This window comes from Pseudomonadota bacterium, assembly GCA_038533575.1.
In the GTDB taxonomy this organism is placed as follows: Bacteria; Pseudomonadota; Alphaproteobacteria; order Rhodobacterales; family Rhodobacteraceae; genus Shimia_B.
On the sequence record JBCAYL010000001.1, the window covers coordinates 808,596 to 828,139 of the forward strand.

At 64.6% G+C, this 19,544-nt stretch carries 21 protein-coding genes and 1 tRNA gene; 16 read left to right on the top strand and 6 right to left on the bottom strand.

Annotated features, from left to right (window positions below; genetic code table 11):
* Window positions 1–13: 13 nt before the first annotated feature.
* Window positions 14–1,675, top strand: a complete 1,662-nt coding sequence (locus AAFM92_04165; GenBank protein MEL7299561.1) for an alpha-glucosidase — start codon at window positions 14–16, stop codon at window positions 1,673–1,675.
* A gap of 15 nt (window positions 1,676–1,690) precedes the next feature.
* Window positions 1,691–2,788 carry a sn-glycerol-3-phosphate ABC transporter ATP-binding protein UgpC gene (gene ugpC / locus AAFM92_04170; protein MEL7299562.1) on the top strand — a complete coding sequence of 366 codons (1,098 nt, stop codon included), beginning with the start codon at window positions 1,691–1,693 and terminating at the stop codon, window positions 2,786–2,788.
* Here ugpC and AAFM92_04175 read toward each other — a convergent pair.
* Complete coding sequence (locus AAFM92_04175) at window positions 2,779–3,543, bottom strand: helix-turn-helix domain-containing protein (GenBank protein ID MEL7299563.1); 765 nt, start codon at window positions 3,541–3,543, stop codon at window positions 2,779–2,781. The two genes, ugpC and AAFM92_04175, sit on opposite strands and share 10 nt — an antisense overlap.
* 105 nt (window positions 3,544–3,648) lie before the next feature.
* Between AAFM92_04175 and AAFM92_04180 the strand changes: the two genes are divergently transcribed.
* Entirely contained in the window at window positions 3,649–4,077 is a 429-nt protein-coding gene (locus tag AAFM92_04180) for a hypothetical protein (protein ID MEL7299564.1), read from the top strand.
* Here AAFM92_04180 and AAFM92_04185 read toward each other — a convergent pair.
* The 3 genes from AAFM92_04185 to AAFM92_04195 are packed head-to-tail and all read right to left on the bottom strand — an operon-like array spanning window position 4,074 to window position 6,372.
* Window positions 4,074–5,138: a methyltetrahydrofolate cobalamin methyltransferase gene (locus AAFM92_04185; protein MEL7299565.1), complete on the bottom strand. Its 1,065-nt coding sequence runs from the start codon at window positions 5,136–5,138 to the stop codon at window positions 4,074–4,076. The two genes, AAFM92_04180 and AAFM92_04185, sit on opposite strands and share 4 nt — an antisense overlap.
* 10 nt (window positions 5,139–5,148) lie before the next feature.
* Window positions 5,149–6,066, bottom strand: coding sequence for a methylenetetrahydrofolate reductase (locus AAFM92_04190; GenBank protein ID MEL7299566.1), 918 nt, complete (start codon window positions 6,064–6,066; stop codon window positions 5,149–5,151).
* 9 nt (window positions 6,067–6,075) lie between these two features.
* A complete protein-coding gene (locus AAFM92_04195; GenBank protein ID MEL7299567.1) occupies window positions 6,076–6,372 on the bottom strand; it encodes a virulence factor in 297 nt (98 codons plus the stop codon).
* A gap of 168 nt (window positions 6,373–6,540) precedes the next feature.
* Here AAFM92_04195 and AAFM92_04200 point away from each other — a divergent pair, with 168 nt between their 5' ends.
* The 4 genes from AAFM92_04200 (at window position 6,541) to glpK (ending at window position 11,651) form a co-directional block, all read left to right on the top strand.
* Window positions 6,541–7,638 carry a Ppx/GppA phosphatase family protein gene (locus AAFM92_04200; protein MEL7299568.1) on the top strand — a complete coding sequence of 366 codons (1,098 nt, stop codon included), beginning with the start codon at window positions 6,541–6,543 and terminating at the stop codon, window positions 7,636–7,638.
* Window positions 7,639–7,788: 150 nt separating this feature from the next.
* On the top strand, window positions 7,789–8,490 hold the full coding sequence (locus AAFM92_04205) for an RlmE family RNA methyltransferase (protein MEL7299569.1): 702 nt from the start codon (window positions 7,789–7,791) through the stop codon (window positions 8,488–8,490).
* A 96-nt stretch (window positions 8,491–8,586) separates the two neighbouring features.
* Complete coding sequence (gene glpD, locus AAFM92_04210; protein MEL7299570.1) at window positions 8,587–10,155, top strand: glycerol-3-phosphate dehydrogenase; 1,569 nt, start codon at window positions 8,587–8,589, stop codon at window positions 10,153–10,155.
* Window positions 10,152–11,651, top strand: a complete 1,500-nt coding sequence (glpK, locus tag AAFM92_04215; GenBank protein MEL7299571.1) for a glycerol kinase GlpK — start codon at window positions 10,152–10,154, stop codon at window positions 11,649–11,651. Before glpD ends, glpK begins: the two co-directional genes overlap by 4 nt.
* Here the strand turns inward: glpK and AAFM92_04220 are convergent.
* Both AAFM92_04220 and AAFM92_04225 read right to left on the bottom strand, forming a co-directional pair.
* Complete coding sequence (locus AAFM92_04220; GenBank protein ID MEL7299572.1) at window positions 11,648–12,286, bottom strand: PAS domain-containing protein; 639 nt, start codon at window positions 12,284–12,286, stop codon at window positions 11,648–11,650. The genes glpK and AAFM92_04220 overlap by 4 nt on opposite strands.
* A 285-nt stretch (window positions 12,287–12,571) precedes the next feature.
* Window positions 12,572–12,661, bottom strand: a tRNA-Ser gene (locus AAFM92_04225).
* A 125-nt stretch (window positions 12,662–12,786) separates the two neighbouring features.
* Here AAFM92_04225 and AAFM92_04230 point away from each other — a divergent pair.
* The 9 genes from AAFM92_04230 to proB all read left to right on the top strand — a co-directional run bounded on the left by AAFM92_04230 (window position 12,787) and on the right by proB (window position 19,535).
* The gene (locus AAFM92_04230) at window positions 12,787–13,611 is read left to right on the top strand and encodes a DUF2059 domain-containing protein (GenBank protein ID MEL7299573.1); all 825 of its coding nucleotides are present in this window, start codon (window positions 12,787–12,789) and stop codon (window positions 13,609–13,611) included.
* On the top strand, window positions 13,611–14,417 hold the full coding sequence (locus tag AAFM92_04235; GenBank protein MEL7299574.1) for a hypothetical protein: 807 nt from the start codon (window positions 13,611–13,613) through the stop codon (window positions 14,415–14,417). The genes AAFM92_04230 and AAFM92_04235 overlap by 1 nt, the downstream gene beginning before the upstream one ends.
* Before the next feature lie 189 nt (window positions 14,418–14,606).
* On the top strand, window positions 14,607–15,290 hold the full coding sequence (locus AAFM92_04240) for a 50S ribosomal protein L21 (protein MEL7299575.1): 684 nt from the start codon (window positions 14,607–14,609) through the stop codon (window positions 15,288–15,290).
* A 20-nt stretch (window positions 15,291–15,310) separates the two neighbouring features.
* Entirely contained in the window at window positions 15,311–15,580 is a 270-nt protein-coding gene (rpmA, locus tag AAFM92_04245; GenBank protein ID MEL7299576.1) for a 50S ribosomal protein L27, read from the top strand.
* A 165-nt stretch (window positions 15,581–15,745) separates the two neighbouring features.
* Window positions 15,746–16,345, top strand: a complete 600-nt coding sequence (locus tag AAFM92_04250) for a LysE family translocator (GenBank protein MEL7299577.1) — start codon at window positions 15,746–15,748, stop codon at window positions 16,343–16,345.
* The gene (locus tag AAFM92_04255; protein ID MEL7299578.1) at window positions 16,342–16,884 is read left to right on the top strand and encodes a GNAT family N-acetyltransferase; all 543 of its coding nucleotides are present in this window, start codon (window positions 16,342–16,344) and stop codon (window positions 16,882–16,884) included. Before AAFM92_04250 ends, AAFM92_04255 begins: the two co-directional genes overlap by 4 nt.
* On the top strand, window positions 16,881–17,384 hold the full coding sequence (locus tag AAFM92_04260; protein MEL7299579.1) for a GNAT family N-acetyltransferase: 504 nt from the start codon (window positions 16,881–16,883) through the stop codon (window positions 17,382–17,384). Before AAFM92_04255 ends, AAFM92_04260 begins: the two co-directional genes overlap by 4 nt.
* 31 nt (window positions 17,385–17,415) lie before the next feature.
* Window positions 17,416–18,447 (top strand): GTPase ObgE, encoded by a 1,032-nt coding sequence (obgE, locus tag AAFM92_04265; GenBank protein ID MEL7299580.1) that lies wholly within the window; start codon window positions 17,416–17,418, stop codon window positions 18,445–18,447.
* Complete coding sequence (gene proB, locus AAFM92_04270; GenBank protein MEL7299581.1) at window positions 18,435–19,535, top strand: glutamate 5-kinase; 1,101 nt, start codon at window positions 18,435–18,437, stop codon at window positions 19,533–19,535. The genes obgE and proB overlap by 13 nt, the downstream gene beginning before the upstream one ends.
* Window positions 19,536–19,544: the final 9 nt, after the last annotated feature.

Below are 19,544 nucleotides of genomic sequence, written 5' to 3' on the forward strand. Positions count from 1 at the left end.
AACGGACTGAAGAATGAACCAGCAGGCCCAAGAGATGGCGGGGCGCGTCGTGACCGACCCGGATTGGTGGCGCGGCGCAGCGATCTACCAGATCTATCCGAGGTCGTATCAGGACTCGAACGGTGACGGCGTGGGAGACCTGCTCGGCATCGTGCAAAGGCTCCCCTATATCGCCTCGCTCGGTGTCGATGCGATCTGGATCAGTCCGTTCTTCAAGTCGCCGATGAAGGATTTCGGGTACGACGTCAGCGACTATTGTGATGTCGACCCGATGTTCGGGACGATCGCCGATTTCGACATCCTCGTGGACACGGCCCATCAATGGGGCATCAAGGTCATGATCGACCTGGTTCTGTCACACACCTCCGACGTCCATCCGTGGTTTGTCGAAAGCCGTGCCTCCCGCGATAATCCGCGCGCCGATTGGTATGTCTGGGCCGATCCGAAGCCCGACGGCACGCCGCCGAACAACTGGCTTTCGATCTTCGGCGGCTCCGGCTGGCAGTGGGACGCCCGCCGAGAGCAGTATTACCTGCACAACTTCCTCGTCTCGCAGCCTGACCTGAACTTCCACAATCCCGACGTGCAAAACGCGCTGCTCGACGTCACGCGCTTCTGGTTGAACCGGGGTGTCGATGGCTTCCGTCTGGATACCGTGAACTTCTATTTCGCGGACAAGGACCTGCGGGACAATCCGCCTTGCCCGCCGGAGCTCAGAAACGCGACGATCGCGCCGTCGGTGAACCCCTACAATCACCAGCTTCACCTCTATTCAAAGACGCAGCCGGAGAACATCACCTTCCTCGAGCGCTTCCGCGCGCTTCTCGATGAGTTTCCCGGCACGACATGCGTGGGCGAGGTTGGCGATGCCCAGAAGGGCCTGGAGATCCTCGGGGAGTACACAAAAGGCGAAAAGCGCATGCACATGTGCTACGCGTTCGAGCTTTTGTCCGGTGACCGCCCCACGGCACAATTCGTCGCGGATGTCTTCAAGCATTTCGATGCCGCTGCCCCCGAAGGCTGGGCCTGCTGGGCATTTTCCAACCACGACGTCGTGCGCCACGCCACCCGCTGGAACCTCGGGCCGAATGCGCAGCGGCTCTTTCATACGCTGATGACTTGCCTTCGCGGGTCGCTGTGTCTCTACCAGGGTGAGGAGCTCGGCCTGCCGGAGGCGGACGTGCCGTTCGAGGCGCTGCAGGATCCCTACGGCATCGAGTTCTGGCCGGAGTTCAAGGGCCGGGACGGCTGCCGGACGCCGATGGTCTGGGACCGAAAGAGCACCAATGGCGGCTTCACGGACGCGCTGCCGTGGCTTCCGGTTCCCGGTGAGCATCTCAGCCACGCCGTGACGGCGCAGGAGGAAGATCCCGCGGCGCTCATTCATCATTATCGCCGCGCACTGAGCTTCCGGCGCGCGCATCCCGCGCTCCGGCAGGGAGAGCAATCCGAGCTCGAGGCGCATGGCACGGTCCTTCGCTTCACACGCTCGCACCCGACAGAAGAGCTCTTCTGCGCGTTCAACATGAGCGACGAGCCCGCGTCGGTGGATGTGCCGGACGGCGACTGGATGACCATCGGATCGGAGCTTGGCTCCATCGCACCGGGGCCGGACTTCCGGCTTCACCTCGGGCCTTGGCAGGCCACGATCGCACTGAACAAAAAACGCAAATAAAGGGAGAGGGAAGACATGGCCGAACTTCTGCTCACGGACGTTGAGAAGACCTACGGGGGCACGGTCAACGTGCTCAAGAATATCGATCTCGATATCAAGAAGGGGGAGCTCATCGTATTCGTCGGCCCCTCCGGCTGCGGAAAGTCGACGCTTCTGCGGATGATTGCCGGGCTTGAGAAGATCACCGGCGGGGAGCTCAAGATCGACGGGCAGGTCGTCAACGACGTGCCCCCCTCCGAGCGTGGCATCGCGATGGTGTTCCAGTCCTACGCCCTCTACCCGCACATGACGGTGCGCGATAATATGGCCTTCGCCCTCAAGCTCGCCAAGAAGAGCCCGGCGGAGATCGACAAGGCGATCGCCTACGCCGCCGAGAAGCTGCAGCTCACCGAGTATCTCGACCGCCTGCCGAAGGCGCTCTCCGGCGGTCAACGCCAGCGGGTGGCCATCGGCCGCTCCATCGTGCGCGACCCGAAGGTCTATCTCTTCGACGAGCCGCTTTCGAACCTCGACGCCGCCCTGCGGGTGGCCACCCGGATCGAGATCGCGCAGCTCAAGGAGCAGATGCCCGATAGCACCATGATCTACGTCACCCATGACCAGGTGGAGGCCATGACGCTGGCCTCGCGCATCGTGGTTCTGGCCAACAAGGGCATCGCGCAGGTGGGCTCGCCGCTGGAGCTTTACGAGACGCCCGAGAACGAATTCGTGGCGCAATTCATCGGGTCGCCGCAGATGAACCTTTTGTCCGGCGAGGTCGTGGAGACCGGCGAGGTCACCAAGGTGCGTGTGGATCGCGGTGGCGGCGTGATCGAGGCCGCCATCCCGACGAAGGCGTCGGACGAGGGGCTCAAGGTCAATGTCGGCATCCGCCCCGAGGACATGGTGCAAACCGATGGCGAGAATTATGCCTATTCCGGTGAGGTGGAGATCACTGAAGCCCTTGGAGAGGTGACGCTGCTCTACTTCGTGAAGGACGAGGGTGCAGCCTCGCCTGTCATCGGCAAACTGCCCGGGATCCATAGGGATCTTCGCGGCACCTCGCCAAAGCTGACCGCCGCGAAGGAGAAGATTCACCTCTTCTCGAACGGGATGTCGCTTCTCTACCGCTGATCCGTCGCAGCACCTCCCAAGTCGCGGAGGATGCGCTCGGCTTCGTTATCTGATGGAAAGAAGAGCTCGATCTTGAGCTCTTCGACGACGCTGTCGCCCGTGGAGCTGAACTGCGCGATGGTGCCCACCAGCGCCAGGCGCTCGCCGCCCAGCTTGAAGATCGTCGGCACCGCTGGCGCGCCTTCTCCGCTCGGACCAGCGGCGCCTGAAAGGTGCCTTTCGGCGTCATCGAGCTTCGGGATGCCCCCTTGAGCCGCACTTTCGGCCCGGAGCCTCAGCGCAAGATGGCGCGCCACTTCGGGCCAATTCTCGATGGCGCTCTGAACCTCGCGGCGCTGCACGATGTCGATCATGCTCGCGCCTTCAACAGCACCCATGGCCCCAAAGATCGCCCGAGCGGGCGCGTTCATGCGCCGGATCGTCCAGAGCTTGTCGATGGCGATGCCCGGATAGGGCGCGTGGCGTTCGAGCGTCCAGTCCACGGCGCGGCGGATCGGCGCCATCTCCGCATCGTCCCACGCGCGCGCGGAGAACTTCGGTGCGAAACCCACGGCGCCGAGCATCTGATTGCGGCGGTCAAGCGGGACGCGAAGTATCGCGCCCAGATGGAGGACCATGTCGCGGCTGGGCCGCGCGCGCCCGGTTTCGAGGAATGAAATATGCCGCGCGCTGACGCCGGCCTCGAGCGCGAGATCGAGCTGGCTGAGGCGGCGCAGGCTGCGCCAGTGCCGCAGCAGATCGGAAAAGCTTTCCATGCCCCGAGCCTATCAGGGGCCGGTGCGCTGGTCAGTTACCTCCAAGGTAATTGTTTTGCTGACGCGCGGGCGCGAGACCTCCTGTCGACCAAGGAGGCGTTTCCCATGACCCGAGAACAGAAATCCCTGCGCACGACAGGCCTGCTCTTCGCCGTGACCGGCATCGTCCTTGCCGCGGGAGCGTGGCCGTCGCTCTACTGGCCATCTGCGATCTTCCTCGACATCGCGCACTGGCCGTTCCACGGCGCGCCACGGCCCCCGGAACCGGCAACGCGCCTTCTCCTCGCCATTGCCGGCGGCCTCACCGTGGGCTTCGGTGCCGCGATCTGGACGGTGGCGACCCAGCTCCTGGGCGATCACCCAAGCGTTGCGCGCGCAGTCATACGCAACGCAGCGCTCAGCTGGTTCGCCGTGGATTCCACGTTTTCGGTGGTGGCGGGCGCTCCGATGAACGTCGCCCTCAACCTTGTCTTCCTCGCTGCAGTGCTCTGGCCCATGCGCAAGGCCTTGAGGCAGAGGGATGCCGCGGTCTAGGCGCGGCGACGTCTGCGACCGCCACGCCCGCCCGCGGCCTCGCCGGGAGGCTTGTTGAACCTGATCCACGCCGCGCCGCCCTCGTCATTGTTCGTGAGGAAGTTCGCGGCGCGGATGGCTTCCATTTCCTTGCCCGGTCGGGGCTTCGTCGAGCCCAGGCCAAAGAGCGCGCAGAAGGCTTCGTCGTCCATGCCGTCGGGCAGGATGATCCCCGCCGCGGCCACTTCAGCCTTCTTTTCCTCGAGCCGCTTGGCGCCCACGGGCAGGGCGACCGGGTTCATGATGGCGCTCGTCATGCCTGCGGTCATCGCCATGGGGAGGAAGGCGTTGTTGATCCCATGCCGGTTCGGGAGCCCGAAGGAGATGTTGGAGGCGCCGCAGGTCGTGTTCACGCCGAGCTCCTCGCGTAGGCGGCGGACGAGCGTGAAGACCTGGAGACCGGCCGTGCCCATGGCGCCGATGGGCATCACGAGCGGGTCGACAACGATGTCGTGGGCTGGGATGCCGAAATCGGCGGCGCGGTCGACGATCTTCTTGGCGACGGCAAAGCGGACGTCGGGGTCCTCGCTGATGCCGGTATCGTCGTTCGAGATTGCCACCACGGGCACGTTGTACTTCTTGACGAGCGGCAGGATCGCCTCGAGGCGCTCTTCCTCGCCGGTCACGGAATTCAGAAGAGGACGGCCCTCCGCCGCGGCGAGGCCGTTCTCCAGCGCGCCGGGCACCGAGCTGTCGATGCAGAGCGGGCAATGGGTGACGGCTTGCACATGCTCGACCAGCGCCTTCATGAGCCCGGGCTCGACGAAGTTGTTGTCGGCGTAGCGCGGATCCTCGGCCATCTTGTTGGAGAAGACCGCGCCAGAGTTGATGTCGAGGACGTTGGCGCCCGCGGCGACCTGCGCCAAGGCATCCGCCTCCACGCGGGAGAAGTCACCCCGCTCCAGCTCCTCGTTGAGGATCTTGCGTCCCGTGGGATTGATGCGCTCTCCGATGACGCAGAAGGGCTGGTCGAAGCCGATGATTGCGGTCTTCGATTTCGACTCGATAACGGTCCGGGTCATTCAGGGTCCTTTATGCGGCGGGCCGGCCTGCGGCGCCGCCGTGGGTTTGTGTCCAGGTGGCGCTCGTCTTGATGCCGCCGAGAGGAAAGAAGTGAACGGCTTCGATGTTGAAGTCGGGGTGTGCGGCTTTGTGCGCGGCCAGCTCGGCGATGAACTCCGTGGGCTCGAAGGGCAGGAGCAGCTTCGTCACGTCCTTTGCCCGCCGCTGCAGCACCCGGAGCGAGGCCCCGACGCCGCACGCGATGGAGAACTTGATCAGGGTCTGCAGCTTGGCGGGCCCCGCCACACCGATGTGTATCGGGATCGTGATGCCCGCGGCCTTGAGCGCATCTGCCCATGCGATGACCGGTTCGGCTTCGAAGCAGAACTGGGTGGCGATGGCCATCTCTGCATCGTTCGTGTCCGAGAATGCCTGCTTCCAGCGGAGGGCAGCGTCGACATTGGCGGAGCCCCCGCTGGGGTCGATGTCGCGATTGCCTTCGGGATGCCCGGCCACGTGCAGCCGTTTGAACCCGGCATCGCCGAATGCGCCGCTTTCGAGGAGCTGCATGGAGCTGTCGTAATCGCCGTGGGGCGTTGTCACGCCGCCCGCGAGGAGGAGCGCCTGATCGACATTCGCCTCGCCCTGGTAGCGCGCGATCCAGTCACGCAGCGTCGCCTCGTCCTTGATGATCCGCGCCGGAAAATGCGGCATCACCGGGTAGCCCTCGTCGGCCAGTCGTTTGGTTGTCGCGACCATATCCTCGATGGGTGTGCCCTCGATATGGGCAACGTAGACCCGGGTGCCCTCGGGGAGGAGCTCCCGGAAGCTATCGATCTTTTCGGCCGTGCGGGGCATCACCTCGATGGAGAAGCCTTCGAGGAAGGTCTCCAGTTCCGGGTTTGAGGCCGCCGGCTGTTCGCTGCGGGCGAAATTCAGAAGTCCCATGGTTCCCTCTCAGGCCTTGCCTCGGTTCTGCACGAGCGCCACGAGCCGCGCCTTGTCGTATTCTGCGTCGAGCCGCGCCGCCTCCGCCTCGGCGACCTCGGTCGGATCGCCGTCGACGGGGTAGGGCGCCGCCTTCCGCCACTCTGCGAGATAAGCATCCGTGTCCGATGCTCCAAGGCGCATGGCAGCCGCATCGATGGCCTGCTCGAATCGCTCGGGCAGCTGCCTTTTCGCGCCGCGGCGGCCCTTGCCGACGATGACTTGCGCCGGAATATCACGCCAGTAGACGACCGTGACGTCGGGCATCTCTGCTCTCCCCTTCATTGCATCCTCAATACCGACGCCGCGCGGATCGGCATGGCTCATTTTCGACAAAACGACCGTCACCCGCGACGGCCCACGCCACCCTACCTGTTGCGTCATCACGCATTCGTCACTAGCTTTCATCTCAACTCGTTATGAAAGGCGCAAACGATGGCGCCACAGCGCTCGGGCGATGCGAGCGCGCTCCCGGAAACGGTCGAACCGTCGGCATCGCCCCCAACGCCCCAGGGCCCGCTCTACGCGGCGCTCGATTTGGGGACGAATTCGTGTCGCATGCTCATTGCCCGGCCTTCGGGTAATGGTTTCGAGGTTCTGGACAGCTTCTCGAAGCCCGTGCAGCTCGGGCTTGGGTTGGAGACCTCTGGAAAGCTGTCTCGGGCCTCGATGTCGAAGACCGTGCAGGCGATGCGCATCTGCAAGCACAAGCTCAAGCAGCACAACGTATCGCGCATGCGGCTCGTCGCGACCGAGGCCTGCCGCCGGGCGCGCAATGCGCGGGATTTCGTCCGGTATGTGCGGCGTGAGACCGGGCTCGCGCTCGAGATCATCGCACCCAAGGACGAGGCACGCTACGCGGTTATCTCCTGCGCGCCGCTGGTCTCGAGGCAGGCCGAGCAGCTGCTCGTCGTCGATATCGGCGGCGGCTCGACAGAGCTCGTCTGGATCGATCTCTCAGACGTCCCGCCCCAGCGACGCAAGAAGGCGATCATGGGCCTCCACACCGGCTTCGAGGGCCCCCATGAAGGCGCCAAGGTCGTTGACTGGATCTCGGTGCCGCTCGGCGTGGCCACGTTGCGCGACCAGTTCGATGATGTGAGCGATGATGCGGCGCGCTTCGCGCTCATGAGCTGGTTCTTCGAGGAGAACCTCGCGGAGTTCACACCCTACAACGCCGAGAATGCGCGGGAAGGCTTCCAGGTCGTGGGCACGAGCGGGACGGTGACGACGGTGGCCGCAAGCCATCTCGGCCTCAAGAGATACGACCGCACCAAGGTGGATGGCCTCACCATGACCTCTGACGAGATCGACGCGGTGATCCGCGATTACCTGTCCCTCGGCCCCGAAGGCCGGCGGACGGATCCCCGGATCGGGCGGGACCGTCATGCACTCATCATGTCCGGCGCGGCGATCTTGCAGGCGGTGCTCCGTGTCTGGCCGACGGACCGGCTGTCGGTGGCGGATCGGGGATTACGCGAGGGCCTGCTTTACGCGCAGATGAGCGAGGATGGCGTTCTGCGCTTCAGCTGAGGCAACGCCGGTGCCCGAAGACACCGGCGCCTTACCCCGGCTCTCCCGCCGGAGCGGGACCCGTTCACCATTTACACCGGACGCGGTATGCAGCGGGCGGGCTTAAGGCCGGGATAATGGCCGCCAAGAGATGCGAGGCAATTGAGGCAAATGGCAAAGAATGACAGCGGCCGGGGAAAGCGCGACCTGAAGATCAAGGTCAAGACCGCGCGGGGCCGACGGCTCTCTTCCACGCGCTGGCTCGAACGGCAGCTCAACGACCCCTACGTCAAGCGGGCGCGGGCAGAGGGATATCGTGGGCGTGCCGCCTTCAAGATCCTCGAACTTGACGACAAGCACCGATTTCTCGTGCCGGGTGCGCGTGTGGTCGATCTGGGTTGTGCGCCCGGCGGGTGGAGCCAGGTGGCCGTCGCGCGCGTGAACGCCTTGGGAGACATGGCCGGAAAACCGCGTGGGACGGTGCTCGGCGTGGATTTGCAGGAGGTGGAGCCCATCGCGGGGGCCGAGCTTCACGTGCTGGATTTCCTCGATGAAGGGGCTGACGACAAGGTCAAGGACTGGCTGGGCGGCGAGGCGGACGTGGTCATGTCCGACATGGCCGCGGCGTCCTCGGGCCACAAGCAGACGGACCATCTCCGCATCATGGCGCTTTGCGAGGCCGCAGCGGAGCTCGCCTTCGACGTCTTGGCGCCGCAGGGGACATTCGTCGCCAAGGTCCTTGCCGGCGGCGCAGAGGGCGGGCTCCAGGCCCTTCTCAAGCAAAGGTTTACCAAGGTCGCGAATGTGAAGCCACCGGCCTCGCGCTCCGATTCCAGCGAGAAATTTGTCGTCGCGACGGGCTTCCGCGGCTGAAATCGCGCCTGATTTGCAAACCCGCCGCTGTCATGGGAAACCATGACCAAGCGCAAATAGTTTACTGAACGGACACACCTGCAGGGGGGATGACCCATGGCAGACTACGAGCTTTTTATCATCGGTGGCGGCGTGAATGGCTGCGGCATCGCGCGAGACGCGGCCGGGCGCGGCATGAACGTTGCGCTGGCTGAAATGAACGACCTCGGCTGGGCGACCTCGTCGTCCTCCACGAAACTCTTTCACGGCGGGCTGCGATATCTCGAGTATTTCGAGTTCCGGCTGGTGCGCGAGAGCCTCATCGAACGCGAGCGTCTCTTGAGCGCCATGCCCCACATCTCGTGGCCCATGCGCTTCGTGCTGCCTTACCACAAGGACATGCGCTTTGAATCGACCACGCCGACCTCGAAGCTGCTCTCCACGGTCATGCCGTGGATGAAGGGACGGCGCCCGGCCTGGCTGATCCGGCTCGGGCTTTTTCTCTACGACAATCTCGGCGGTCGGAAAATCCTGCCCGCCACGTCCACGGTCAAGCTTCACGGGTCGCCCGAGGGCGCGCCCCTGCAGGAGCGATTTGAGAAAGCCTACGAGTATTCCGATTGCTGGGTGGAAGACAGCCGGCTCGTTATTCTCAACGCCCGGGATGCCGAGGCCCGCGGGGCAACGATCATGCCGCGTACGAAGGTCATCAGTGCCGAACGCGGCGCGGACCACTGGACCGTCACGCTCGAAGACAAGGACGGCACACGCCAGATCACGGCCGGCACGCTCGTGAATGCGGCCGGCCCTTGGGTCCAGGACGTGATCCGCGCGAAGGTGCGACAGAACACGCTCGAGGGCGTCCGTCTCGTGCGCGGCTCGCACATCGTCACAAAGCGGCTCTACGATCACGACAAGTGCTATTTCTTCCAGGGGGAAGACGGGCGCATCATCTTCGCGATCCCCTACGAGACGGATTACACGCTCATCGGCACCACCGATTCCGATCATTCCGATCCCGCTCTCAAGCCCGAGATATCGGAGCAGGAGCGAGATTACCTGCTCGCCTTCGCGACGAAGTACTTCAAGAAGCCCGTGACTGCCGAGGATGTCGTCTGGTCCTATTCCGGGGTGCGCCCGCTTTACGACGATGGTGCATCGTCCGCGTCTGCGGCGACACGGGACTACGTTCTGCGCCTCAACACCGAGGGCGGGGCGCCCATTCTCAATATCTTCGGCGGCAAGATCACGACCTACCGCAAGCTTGCCGAGCATGCGATCGAGAAGCTGGAGGAGGCGATCAAGATCCCCGGCCCGGCGTGGACAGCGGGGGTTCCCATGCCCGGCGGAGATTTCAAAGTGTCCGAGGTCGAGGCCAAGATTGCGGCGCTGCAGTCCGACTATCCTTTCCTCAGCGACCGTTGGGCCAAGAGGCTCATCCGCGCCTACGGGACGGATGCCTGGGAGGTTCTTGGCGACGCCAAACAGGAAGAGGACCTCGGCCAGGCCTTCGGCGCGACGCTCACGGCCCGCGAGATGGAATGGCTCATCGCCAACGAATACGTCACCACCGCCGAGGACGCCATCTGGCGCCGTTCGAAGCTCGGGCTTCGGCTGAGTGAAGAAGAGATCAAGACGCTTGACGAGTGGGTGACGCGCGCGCTCAAGCAAGCGGAGGCCGCATGAGCTACATTCTCGCCATCGACCAAGGCACCACGTCGAGCCGGGCGATCATCTTCGACAAGGACATGGCGCCGATCGCCACGGCGCAGGAGGAATTCCCCCAGCATTATCCGCAGTCGGGCTGGGTCGAGCATGACCCGGCGGACATCTGGGGCACCGTGGTCGCCACCACGCGTGCCGTTCTCGAGCGGGCGGATCTGAAAGCGGCCGACATGGCCGCCATCGGGATCACCAATCAGCGCGAAACCGTGGTCGTCTGGGATCGGGAGACGGGCAAGCCCGTGCACAACGCCATCGTGTGGCAGGATCGACGGACAGAGCCGTTTTGCCGCGAATTGCGCGAAGAGGGGTTTGAGGCGACGATCACCGCAAAGACGGGCCTGCTCGCTGACCCCTATTTCAGCGGCACGAAGGTGCGCCACATTCTCGAGACAGTCGACGGCGCGAAAGAGGCTGCGGCAGAGGGCAAGCTTGCCTTCGGGACGATCGACAGCTTCCTGATCTGGAAGCTCACCGACGGCGCCCGGCATGTGACGGACGCCACCAACGCGGCCCGCACCATGCTTTACGACATACGCAAGGGGCGCTGGTCCACGACCATCTGCGAGCGCTTCGGCATCCCCATGTCGATGCTTCCCGAGGTCCTCGATTGCGACGCGGATTTCGGCACGGCGCGGCCGGATCTCTTTGGCTCCGAGATCCCCATCTACGGTGTGGCCGGTGACCAGCAGGCCGCGACGCTGGGGCAGGCGTGTTTCGAGCCTGGCATGCTCAAATCCACCTACGGCACCGGGTGCTTTGCACTCCTCAACACCGGTGAAACGCTTGTTGAGAGCAAGAACCGTCTCCTCGGGACAATCGCTTACAGGCTTGGCGGCAAGACGACCTACGCCCTCGAGGGCTCGATTTTCATCGCCGGTGCGGTGGTCCAATGGCTGCGCGATGGCCTACAAATCATCCGCGAGGCCAAGGAGACGCAGCCGCTCGCCGAAAAGGCGGATCCGGGGCAAGACGTCTACCTTGTGCCCGCCTTCACAGGCCTTGGCGCGCCCTATTGGGATGCCGATTGCCGGGGCGCGATCTACGGTCTCACGCGGGGGAGTGGCCCGGCCGAGTTCGCGAAGGCTGCGCTCGAGAGCGTGGGATACCAGACAAGGGACCTCTGGGAAGCGATGCGCGCGGATATGGGCGCGCACGACGCCATGAACGGGGATGCGGTCCTCCGCGTCGACGGTGGCATGAGCGCATCCGATTGGACGATGCAGTTTCTCTCCGACATCCTGGGCGCCGAGGTGGACAGGCCAAAGGTCCTCGAAACGACGGCCCTCGGCGCTGCTTGGCTCGCGGGGCAGCGGGCGGGTCTTTACCCCGGGCAAGAGGATTTTGCCGCGGCATGGGCCTTGGATCGTCGATTTGCGCCCGCGATGGACGAGGCCGATCGCTCAGCGCGCTACGAGGGCTGGAAGGACGCGATTTCCCGCACGTTGAGCCGCAGCTAGGCGATTTCCGCGAGGCATCGGTGCAGAGACTGGACGGTGCCGGGCATCTTGTCCGGCCTTTCCCACGTGTCGTTTCGTGAGAGCTTCGCGGAAAGATCATCGGCAGACTGCTGGGTCATGCGCGCCACTGTCCGGAGCGCCGAAAGCTGTACCGACCCGGGCGCCGGCGCGTCGCTGAGTGATGAAAGGGCTGTGCCGAGTTTCGCGAGATTCATCCGCAGGATCGAGAGGTCGTGCAGCAGGTCGCTGGCCGCGAGATCGCTTGGCTTCGATAGGAGCGGATTTGCGACGCCCAAAATGACGTCACGGCCGGTCTCCGGGTCCCGATTGAAGCTGAGCCGGGTGGTGAAGGCGATGCGACGGTCGCCAAAAACCAGCTCCTCTTCGTACTCCATGTCCTCTTTGGCATCGACGCAGGCTGCATATCGCTCATCCACCGTGCGCGCCGCCGCGGGATCACCGAGCAGTTGGGCGACCGTTTTGTGCCGGGACGCGGTCTCCTCGAGGCCGGTGACACGGCAATGAGCACGATTGAGCCTCAAGATGCGAAACACGTCATCGCGGCAGACATCGACGAGAAAGACGGGCAGGGGGAGGACATCGATCAGAGGATCGAGCTCGGAGAAACGGACCAAGGCGCCACCTTACATAAAATACGTTCTGTATTCGTTCTGATTGAAGGTGATTAACGGGGCATTAAAGGCACGCGGGCCATCGCGCCCGGCATCTCAAGAAAAGTCCATAAGCAATTGTTTGGAAATATCTTTGAGACCCTAAGCTGATTGATGAAAATTGTAGGAAAAGCCATCAGACCGCCTCGAAGGCACCGCACACAAATACCATCCATGGAGCAGGACGCGCACGGCCTGCCGCATGCCACGACGGCGAAGCATCATCGTATGGAACACAAGCGGGAAAAGTGGCGGAGAGACAGGGATTCGAACCCTGGGACCCCGTGAAGGATCAACGGTTTTCGAGACCGCCCCGTTCGACCACTCCGGCACCTCTCCGCGGTCTGGGTGGCGGCGGGATACACACGACATCGTCAGGGAGCAAGCGCCATTCAGCGCGGCTTTGCCATTTGATAAACCGCGCCCCTGAGATACCGTTTTGCAAAGCCGAAAAGGAGAGCAGCATGAGTTTCATCCGAACTGTCTTTGCGGGGATCGCCGTGGCGGCATCGCTCGCCGCCCCGGCCCTGGCGGCAGACCGGGCCAAGATCGCGGCCTTCATGGAAGTGACGGGCTTTGACGTGGCCCTCGATAGCCTCCGGCTCAGCGCGGGGCAGGCGCCGTCCATGCTTGGATTGAGCGAGGAGAATTTCGGCGCCGACTGGACCCGCCTCGCTGACGAGGTCTTCGCGAGCGAGGGCCTCCGTTCGGATGCGCTCGACATCCTCGAGCAGACCATGGACGACGACATGCTCAATCACGCGGCTGATTTCTATGCCTCCGATCTCGGGCAGCGCCTCGTGGAGGCCGAGAACGCGGCGCACATGGATGACAGCGCGGAAAGCGCCATGGCGGGAGAGGAAATCGCGGCGGAGCTCCTCGAGGCCGATAGCCCCAAGATCCAGTATTTCCGCGACATGTCCTCGGCCATCGGCTCCATCGAGAACTCCATCCGGTCGATCACGGAGGTGCAGGTCCGTTTCCTGATGGCGGCGCAGGGGGCTGGCCTCGTCGACACCGAATGGAGCGAGGAGGAGCTGCGTGCCGTTCTCTTGTCGCGCGCGGCCGAGATGGAGCAGGCGATGATCATCGGGTCGGTGACGAACGCGGCCTTCACCTACCGGGATTTCACGGATGAGGAGATGCTGGCCTATCTCGAGGCCCTGCGCGAACCGCTGATGCAGCGTGTCTACGAGCTCATGAATGCCGTGCAATTCCAGCTGCAGGCGGATCGTTTCGAGACCCTGGCGGCCCGCATGGTCGACCTTTATCCGCAGCAGGACATCTGATGCGGGTTATTTGGGCCGCGGCCCTCTTCGCCCTGCCTGCGGTTGCCGCCGCCGACGAGGTGGACCGGCTCCTCGACGCGCTCCAGATCGGCGAGGTCGTGCAGATCCTCGTGGAGGAAGGATCTGCCACGGCCCTTGCGCTGGAAGACAGCATGTTCCCCGGGCGGGGCGGCGAGGCCTGGGCCTCGGAAGTGCGCCGCATCTATGAATGGGAGACCCGCGAAGCCGCACTCAACGGTGAAATGCGCCGCAGGCTCGAAGGCCGGGACCTCGCGCCCTTGCTCGCGTTTCTCGAGGGAGATGTGGGCCAACGGATCATGGCGCTGGAAGTCTCCGCCCGGCGCGCGTTCATCGAGCCGGAGATGGAAGAGATCGCGTTGGAGCTCTTCGAGGATGCCGAGGACACCCAGCCCGTGCTGCACGCACAGGTTATGGAGTTCACCGAAGTGAACGATCTCGTGGGGCAGAACGTCGAAGGTGCCTTTGAGTCCAATGCGGCCTTCGCGCTCGGCGTGCACACGGCGGGCGGTTTCGATGGGGTCAGTCTCAACGCGCTCATCGCGCAGCTCTGGGCCGGGGACGAGGCCGTTGAGGCGGACGTGTCCTCATGGCTCTACGCCTACCTGATGACGGCCTACCGTCCGCTCCCGGAGGAAGACCTCGCGGCCTATATCGCGCTGTCCAAGACGGCAGATGGCCAGATGCTCAACACCGTGATCATGGCGAGCTTCAACGCGCTTTTCAGCGACATCTCCTACGATCTCGGATCGGCGGCGGGGCGCTTCATGGCACAGCAGGAATTGTAGCCCTTATCGCTTGACTTAGACGGCGACCGGCGCGATACGGCACCCTCCGCGTGGAGAGAGCCGCGTGGTGCTGTATTTTTGACGCCCTATGAGGCGCGCAGTCCGAGGCGGCGAAAGCCACGAACACCGAAGCCCGCATCTTGCGAGCGCATGGTGGCCGAAGCGACGCGGAAGAATGAGGAAAGACGCATGTTTGCGGTTCTGAAAACCGGTGGCAAGCAGTACCGGGTCACGGCGGGTGATGTGCTCCGCGTAGAAAAGCTTGCAGCGGACGCGGGCGAGACCGTGCAATTCAACGATATCCTGATGGTGGGTTCCAAGGTGGGCACGCCTCTTGTCGAGGACGCGGGCGTTCAGGCGACGGTCATCGACCAGATCAAGGGTGACAAGGTCATCAACTTCGTGCGCCGCCGCCGGAAGCACTCCTCGAAGCGCACGGTCGGCCACCGCCAGCAGCTCACGCTGGTGCGCGTGACCGAGATCCTCGAGAAAGGCGCGGCGAAGTCCGGCGTCAAGGCCGCGATTGGCGGGTCCGGGTTCACGGCCACTGCCGCTGCGCCTGCGAAGGCTGAAAAGCCCAAGGCCGAGAAGAAGGCCGCCACGAAGAAGGCGGACACGAAAGCCGCCGCGCCGAAGTCCGAGACGAAAGAGGCACCCAAGGCCGCCTCTGGCGCCGACGACCTCAAGGAGCTGAGCGGCGTGGGCCCCGCGCTCGAGAAGAAGCTGCTCGCCGCTGGCGTCACGTCCTTCGCTCAGATCGCGGCATGGACCGAAGAAGACGTCGCTGCTATGGACGAGCAGCTGAACTTCAAGGGCCGGATCGAGCGCGAAGGCTGGATCGAACAAGCCAAAGCCAAAGTGGCTGAAGGCTGAGAGAAAGAGGAGACTGAGCTATGGCACATAAAAAAGCAGGTGGTTCGTCCCGGAACGGTCGCGACAGTGCGGGTCGCCGCCTCGGCGTGAAGCTTTACGGCGGTCAGACGGCGATCCCCGGAAACATCATCGTCCGCCAGCGCGGCACGAGGTTCTGGCCGGGCGAGGGCGTGGGCATGGGTAAGGATCACACGATCTTCGCCACCCATGAGGGCGCCGTGACCTTCCACAAGGGCCTCAAGGGCCGCACCTTCATTTCCGTGCTCCCAACGGCCGAGGCCGCGGAGTAAGCCGAACCACAAGGTTTCAAAAGACAACCAGGGGGATCGGCAAACCAGCCGGTCCCCTTTCTCGTTTCTCGCGAGAGCTTTTTCGATGGAGGGCCGTCCCATGGCCCAGGTTCTGATATCCGCCTCCGCCGAGGGGCGCGAACCCGCCCGGCGGAGGGTGCCATCATGAATTTTGCCCTTGTCGCATTCGCCGCGAGCCAGGTGGGCACGCCGGGCCCGGCCAACATGGCGCTCTTGGCCACCGGCGCGCGTTTCGGCCTCGCGCGCTCCTTGCCCTTTGTGGCCGGTGTGGTCGCGGGAAAGCAGCTCATCATCTGGCCGCTGGGCTTCGGCCTTCTGGAGCTCGCCAGCACTGCGCCTGTGGTTTTTGCCGCGCTGAAGTGGATGTCGGCTGCTTACATCTGCTGGCTCGCGTGGCGCGTGGCCAACATGCGGCTCGTCCCCGGCGAGGTGGAGGCGCGCGCGCCGGGCTTTCTGGCCGGGCTCATCGTGCATCCACTCAATCCCAAGGCCTGGGCCATGATCACCACGGCGTTCACGAGCTTCATCCCCGCTGGCACCGATCCTTTCATCGCCACTGCGACGGTCGCTCTCGCGCTCGGCCTCTGCCAGATTGCGCTCCATCCTCTCTGGACCGGAGCAGGGCATCTCATCGCGCGCAAGCTCCAGGGCGCGCCATCCGAGAAGTATCTTTTCTGGGCGCTCGCCGCCCTCACCGTGGCCAGCGTGGCCTACGCGCTCGCCGCCGCAGGAGACCTGCCATGATCCAGGATCCCATCCAGCCCCAAGCGACGATCGAGACGGAGCGCCTCATCCTGAGGCCGCTGCGGATTTCCGACCGCGGACCGCTCGACATGCATGCCGGCGACGTGCGCGTGGCGCAGATGACGACGAGTATCCCGCATCCGCTCCCGCCCGGAGCCTCCGAGGCCTTCATTCGCGGTGCGCTCGCGCCGGATCGTGTGGAGGACATCTGGGTCCTCGACGGCCATGAGACGGGGCTCTCGGAGCTTGTCGGGGTCATCGGCCTCGAGCGAATGGACCGGGGCCAGTCCGAGATCGGATACTGGCTCGCGCCGCCGTTCTGGCAGCAGGGTCTCGCGCGGGAGGCCGTGGCTGCCTTGCTCCGCGCCAACCCCCAAGACTGCGAAACCGTCTTCGGCAGCGTCTTTCAGGACAACCCGGCCTCTGCCCGGGTGCTGACGAATTGTGGCTTCACGTATATCGGCGATGCCGAGGCCCATTCTGTCGCTCGAAACGCGACCGTGCCCACATGGACGTATCACAAGCGGCTGAAGGGATGACCGAGCCCATCGAGACGGAGCGCCTGACGCTCCGGGTGCTGGGGCAGGATGATGCCGGCTGGATCACCGAGCACATCACCAACCCGCGCGTGCAGCGTTGGCTGAGTGGCCCGCCGCATCCCTTCACGCTCGACGACGCGCGCGCCTGGCTGGAGACCTCGGCCGCCGATCCCGACTATCGCGCGGTCATCTGCGAGGCGGAGCCGCTCGGCGTGATCTCCCTAACGGATGGCAATCTCGGCTACTGGCTCAAGGAAGCAGCCTGGGGGCGGGGCGTCATGACCGAGGCCGCCACGGCCTTCGTCGCCTGGCATTTCGCGCGGGGCGGCGGCGCCCTCACGTCGGGCTGGCATCTCGGCAATGACCGCTCGGGCGGTATCCTCCTCAAGCTCGGCTTCGAGAAGACAGAGATCCGCCGGGAATACGCCCCCGTGCTCGGCCACGACGTGGATGTTCAAAAGGTGGCGCTCGCCGCCCCGTTGCAAGCGCACGCGCTTTGAGCCAAGGAAACGCCAAGGAGCGCGCACGCACATGAAGTTTCTCGACCTCGCGAAAGTCTATATCCGCTCCGGCGCGGGCGGCGGCGGCTGCGTCAGCTTCCGGCGCGAGAAATACATCGAGTATGGCGGGCCGGACGGCGGCGACGGCGGCAAGGGCGGCAGCGTCATTGTCGAAGCGGTTCCGAGCCTCAACACGCTCATCGACTTTCGTTACCAGCAGCATTTCTTTGCCAAGAACGGGCAGGCGGGCATGGGCGCCCAGCGCACCGGCAAGGACGGCAGCGATATCGTCCTTCGCGTGCCCGTGGGCACCGAGATCCTCGATGAAGACGAAGAGACCGTGATCGCCGATCTGACCGAAGAGGGGCAGACCATCGTGCTCGCGCGCGGCGGGAATGGCGGCTTCGGCAATCTCCATTTCAAGAGCGCCACCAACCAGGCCCCGCGTCGCGCCAATCCGGGCCAGCCTGGCGTGGAGCGGACGATCTGGCTGCGGCTGAAGCTCATCGCGGATGTGGGGCTTCTGGGGCTTCCCAATGCCGGCAAGTCGACCTTTCTCGCAGCCACGTCGAATGCGCGGCCGAAGATTGCCGATTACCCTTTCACGACGCTGACCCCGAACCTTGGGGTCGTGGGCGTCGACAACCATGAATTCGTGATGGCGGATATCCCGGGCCTCATCGAGGGCGCGCACGAGGGCAAGGGGATCGGGGATCGCTTCCTCGGCCATGTCGAGCGGTGCTCGGCCTTGCTCCACATCGTGGATGGCACCTCGGACGACATCGGCGGCGACTACGCCACAATCATCGCCGAACTCGAGGCCTATGGTGGCGATCTGGCGGAGAAGCCGCGCATCACGGCCCTCAACAAGATCGATGCGCTCGACGAAGACGAACGCGCGGCGGCGAAGAAGACGCTGGAAGAGGCGGCGAAGTCGCGCGTCTACCTGATGTCGGGCGTCGCGGGCGAGGGGGTGACGCCGGTGCTGCGCGCCCTCCGCACGGAGATCACGGCCGCCGCAGAAGAAGACGCTCCGGAGGATGCAGAGCCGTGGCAACCCTGAGCGATGCAAGCCGCGTCGTCATCAAGATCGGCTCGGCGCTTCTCGTCGGACCGGATGGGCTCAAGCGCGCGTGGCTGTCCTCGCTCGCCGAGGACGTGGCCTGGCTCAAGGAGCAGGGCAAGGACGTGATCCTCGTGTCCTCGGGGTCCATCGCGCTCGGGCGCGGTGTCCTCGATCTCAGGGAGCCGGTGCTCGCACTCGAGAAGTCACAGGCCGCGGCATCGGTCGGGCAGATCCGGCTCGCGCGCGCCTACGAAGAGGCCCTGGCGCCCTTCGATATCGTGACAGGGCAGGTCCTCGTGACGCTCGAAGACAGCGAGGATCGGCGGCGCTACCTCAACACGCGCGCGACCCTCGCGCAGCTTCTCGGGCTGGGCGTCGTGCCCATTGTCAACGAGAACGACACAGTCGCCACCGATGAGATCCGATATGGAGACAATGACCGCCTCGCCGCGCAGGTCGCTGTCACCGTGGGGGCGGACCTCCTTGTCCTCCTGTCGGATGTGGACGGGCTCTATACCGCGAACCCGGCTGAAGATCCGTGTGCCACGCGGCTGGACCGGATCGAGCGCATCACGCCGGAGATCGAGGCCATGGCGGGCGATGCAGGGTCCGGATTGTCGAAGGGCGGCATGAAGACCAAGATCATGGCCGCCAAGATGGCAGTCGGTGCGGGCTGCGCGATGGTCATCACGCGGGGCGGTGTGAAACGCCCTTTGAAAGCACTGGAGACAGGCGGGGCTGCGACCTGGTTTGCAGCCAAGGACGACCCGGCCCTTGCGCGAAAACGCTGGATTTCCTCGATGAAGCCCCGCGGTGCCGTGGTTCTCGATGCCGGAGCCGTGCGCGCCCTGGGACAGGGGAAGTCTCTTCTGCCCGCGGGCGTGACGAAGGTCACGGGCGCGTTCGGGCGGGGGGACGCGATCACGGTGACGGGCCCGGATGGCACGGCGCTCGGCATCGGGCTCAGCCGCTATACCTCCACCGAGGCGGACGCGATCAAGGGCCTGCACACCGCTGACTTTGCCGACGTACTGGGCTATTCAGGACGCGCCGCCCTCATCCACCGCGACGACATGGCACTCTAGGGAGCCTTC

What these genes read in the sequence shown, in the direction of transcription:
- AAFM92_04165 (MEL7299561.1), top strand. Translation starts at nt 14, where the DNA reads ATGAACCAGCAGGCCCAAGAGATGGCGGGGCGCGTCGTGACCGACCCG.
- ugpC (MEL7299562.1), top strand. Translation starts at nt 1,691, where the DNA reads ATGGCCGAACTTCTGCTCACGGACGTTGAGAAGACCTACGGGGGCACG.
- AAFM92_04175 (MEL7299563.1), bottom strand. Translation starts at nt 3,543, where the DNA reads ATGGAAAGCTTTTCCGATCTGCTGCGGCACTGGCGCAGCCTGCGCCGC.
- AAFM92_04180 (MEL7299564.1), top strand. Translation starts at nt 3,649, where the DNA reads ATGACCCGAGAACAGAAATCCCTGCGCACGACAGGCCTGCTCTTCGCC.
- AAFM92_04185 (MEL7299565.1), bottom strand. Translation starts at nt 5,138, where the DNA reads ATGACCCGGACCGTTATCGAGTCGAAATCGAAGACCGCAATCATCGGC.
- AAFM92_04190 (MEL7299566.1), bottom strand. Translation starts at nt 6,066, where the DNA reads ATGGGACTTCTGAATTTCGCCCGCAGCGAACAGCCGGCGGCCTCAAAC.
- AAFM92_04195 (MEL7299567.1), bottom strand. Translation starts at nt 6,372, where the DNA reads ATGCCCGACGTCACGGTCGTCTACTGGCGTGATATTCCGGCGCAAGTC.
- AAFM92_04200 (MEL7299568.1), top strand. Translation starts at nt 6,541, where the DNA reads ATGGCGCCACAGCGCTCGGGCGATGCGAGCGCGCTCCCGGAAACGGTC.
- AAFM92_04205 (MEL7299569.1), top strand. Translation starts at nt 7,789, where the DNA reads ATGGCAAAGAATGACAGCGGCCGGGGAAAGCGCGACCTGAAGATCAAG.
- glpD (MEL7299570.1), top strand. Translation starts at nt 8,587, where the DNA reads ATGGCAGACTACGAGCTTTTTATCATCGGTGGCGGCGTGAATGGCTGC.
- glpK (MEL7299571.1), top strand. Translation starts at nt 10,152, where the DNA reads ATGAGCTACATTCTCGCCATCGACCAAGGCACCACGTCGAGCCGGGCG.
- AAFM92_04230 (MEL7299573.1), top strand. Translation starts at nt 12,787, where the DNA reads ATGAGTTTCATCCGAACTGTCTTTGCGGGGATCGCCGTGGCGGCATCG.
- AAFM92_04235 (MEL7299574.1), top strand. Translation starts at nt 13,611, where the DNA reads ATGCGGGTTATTTGGGCCGCGGCCCTCTTCGCCCTGCCTGCGGTTGCC.
- AAFM92_04240 (MEL7299575.1), top strand. Translation starts at nt 14,607, where the DNA reads ATGTTTGCGGTTCTGAAAACCGGTGGCAAGCAGTACCGGGTCACGGCG.
- rpmA (MEL7299576.1), top strand. Translation starts at nt 15,311, where the DNA reads ATGGCACATAAAAAAGCAGGTGGTTCGTCCCGGAACGGTCGCGACAGT.
- AAFM92_04250 (MEL7299577.1), top strand. Translation starts at nt 15,746, where the DNA reads ATGAATTTTGCCCTTGTCGCATTCGCCGCGAGCCAGGTGGGCACGCCG.
- AAFM92_04255 (MEL7299578.1), top strand. Translation starts at nt 16,342, where the DNA reads ATGATCCAGGATCCCATCCAGCCCCAAGCGACGATCGAGACGGAGCGC.
- AAFM92_04260 (MEL7299579.1), top strand. Translation starts at nt 16,881, where the DNA reads ATGACCGAGCCCATCGAGACGGAGCGCCTGACGCTCCGGGTGCTGGGG.
- obgE (MEL7299580.1), top strand. Translation starts at nt 17,416, where the DNA reads ATGAAGTTTCTCGACCTCGCGAAAGTCTATATCCGCTCCGGCGCGGGC.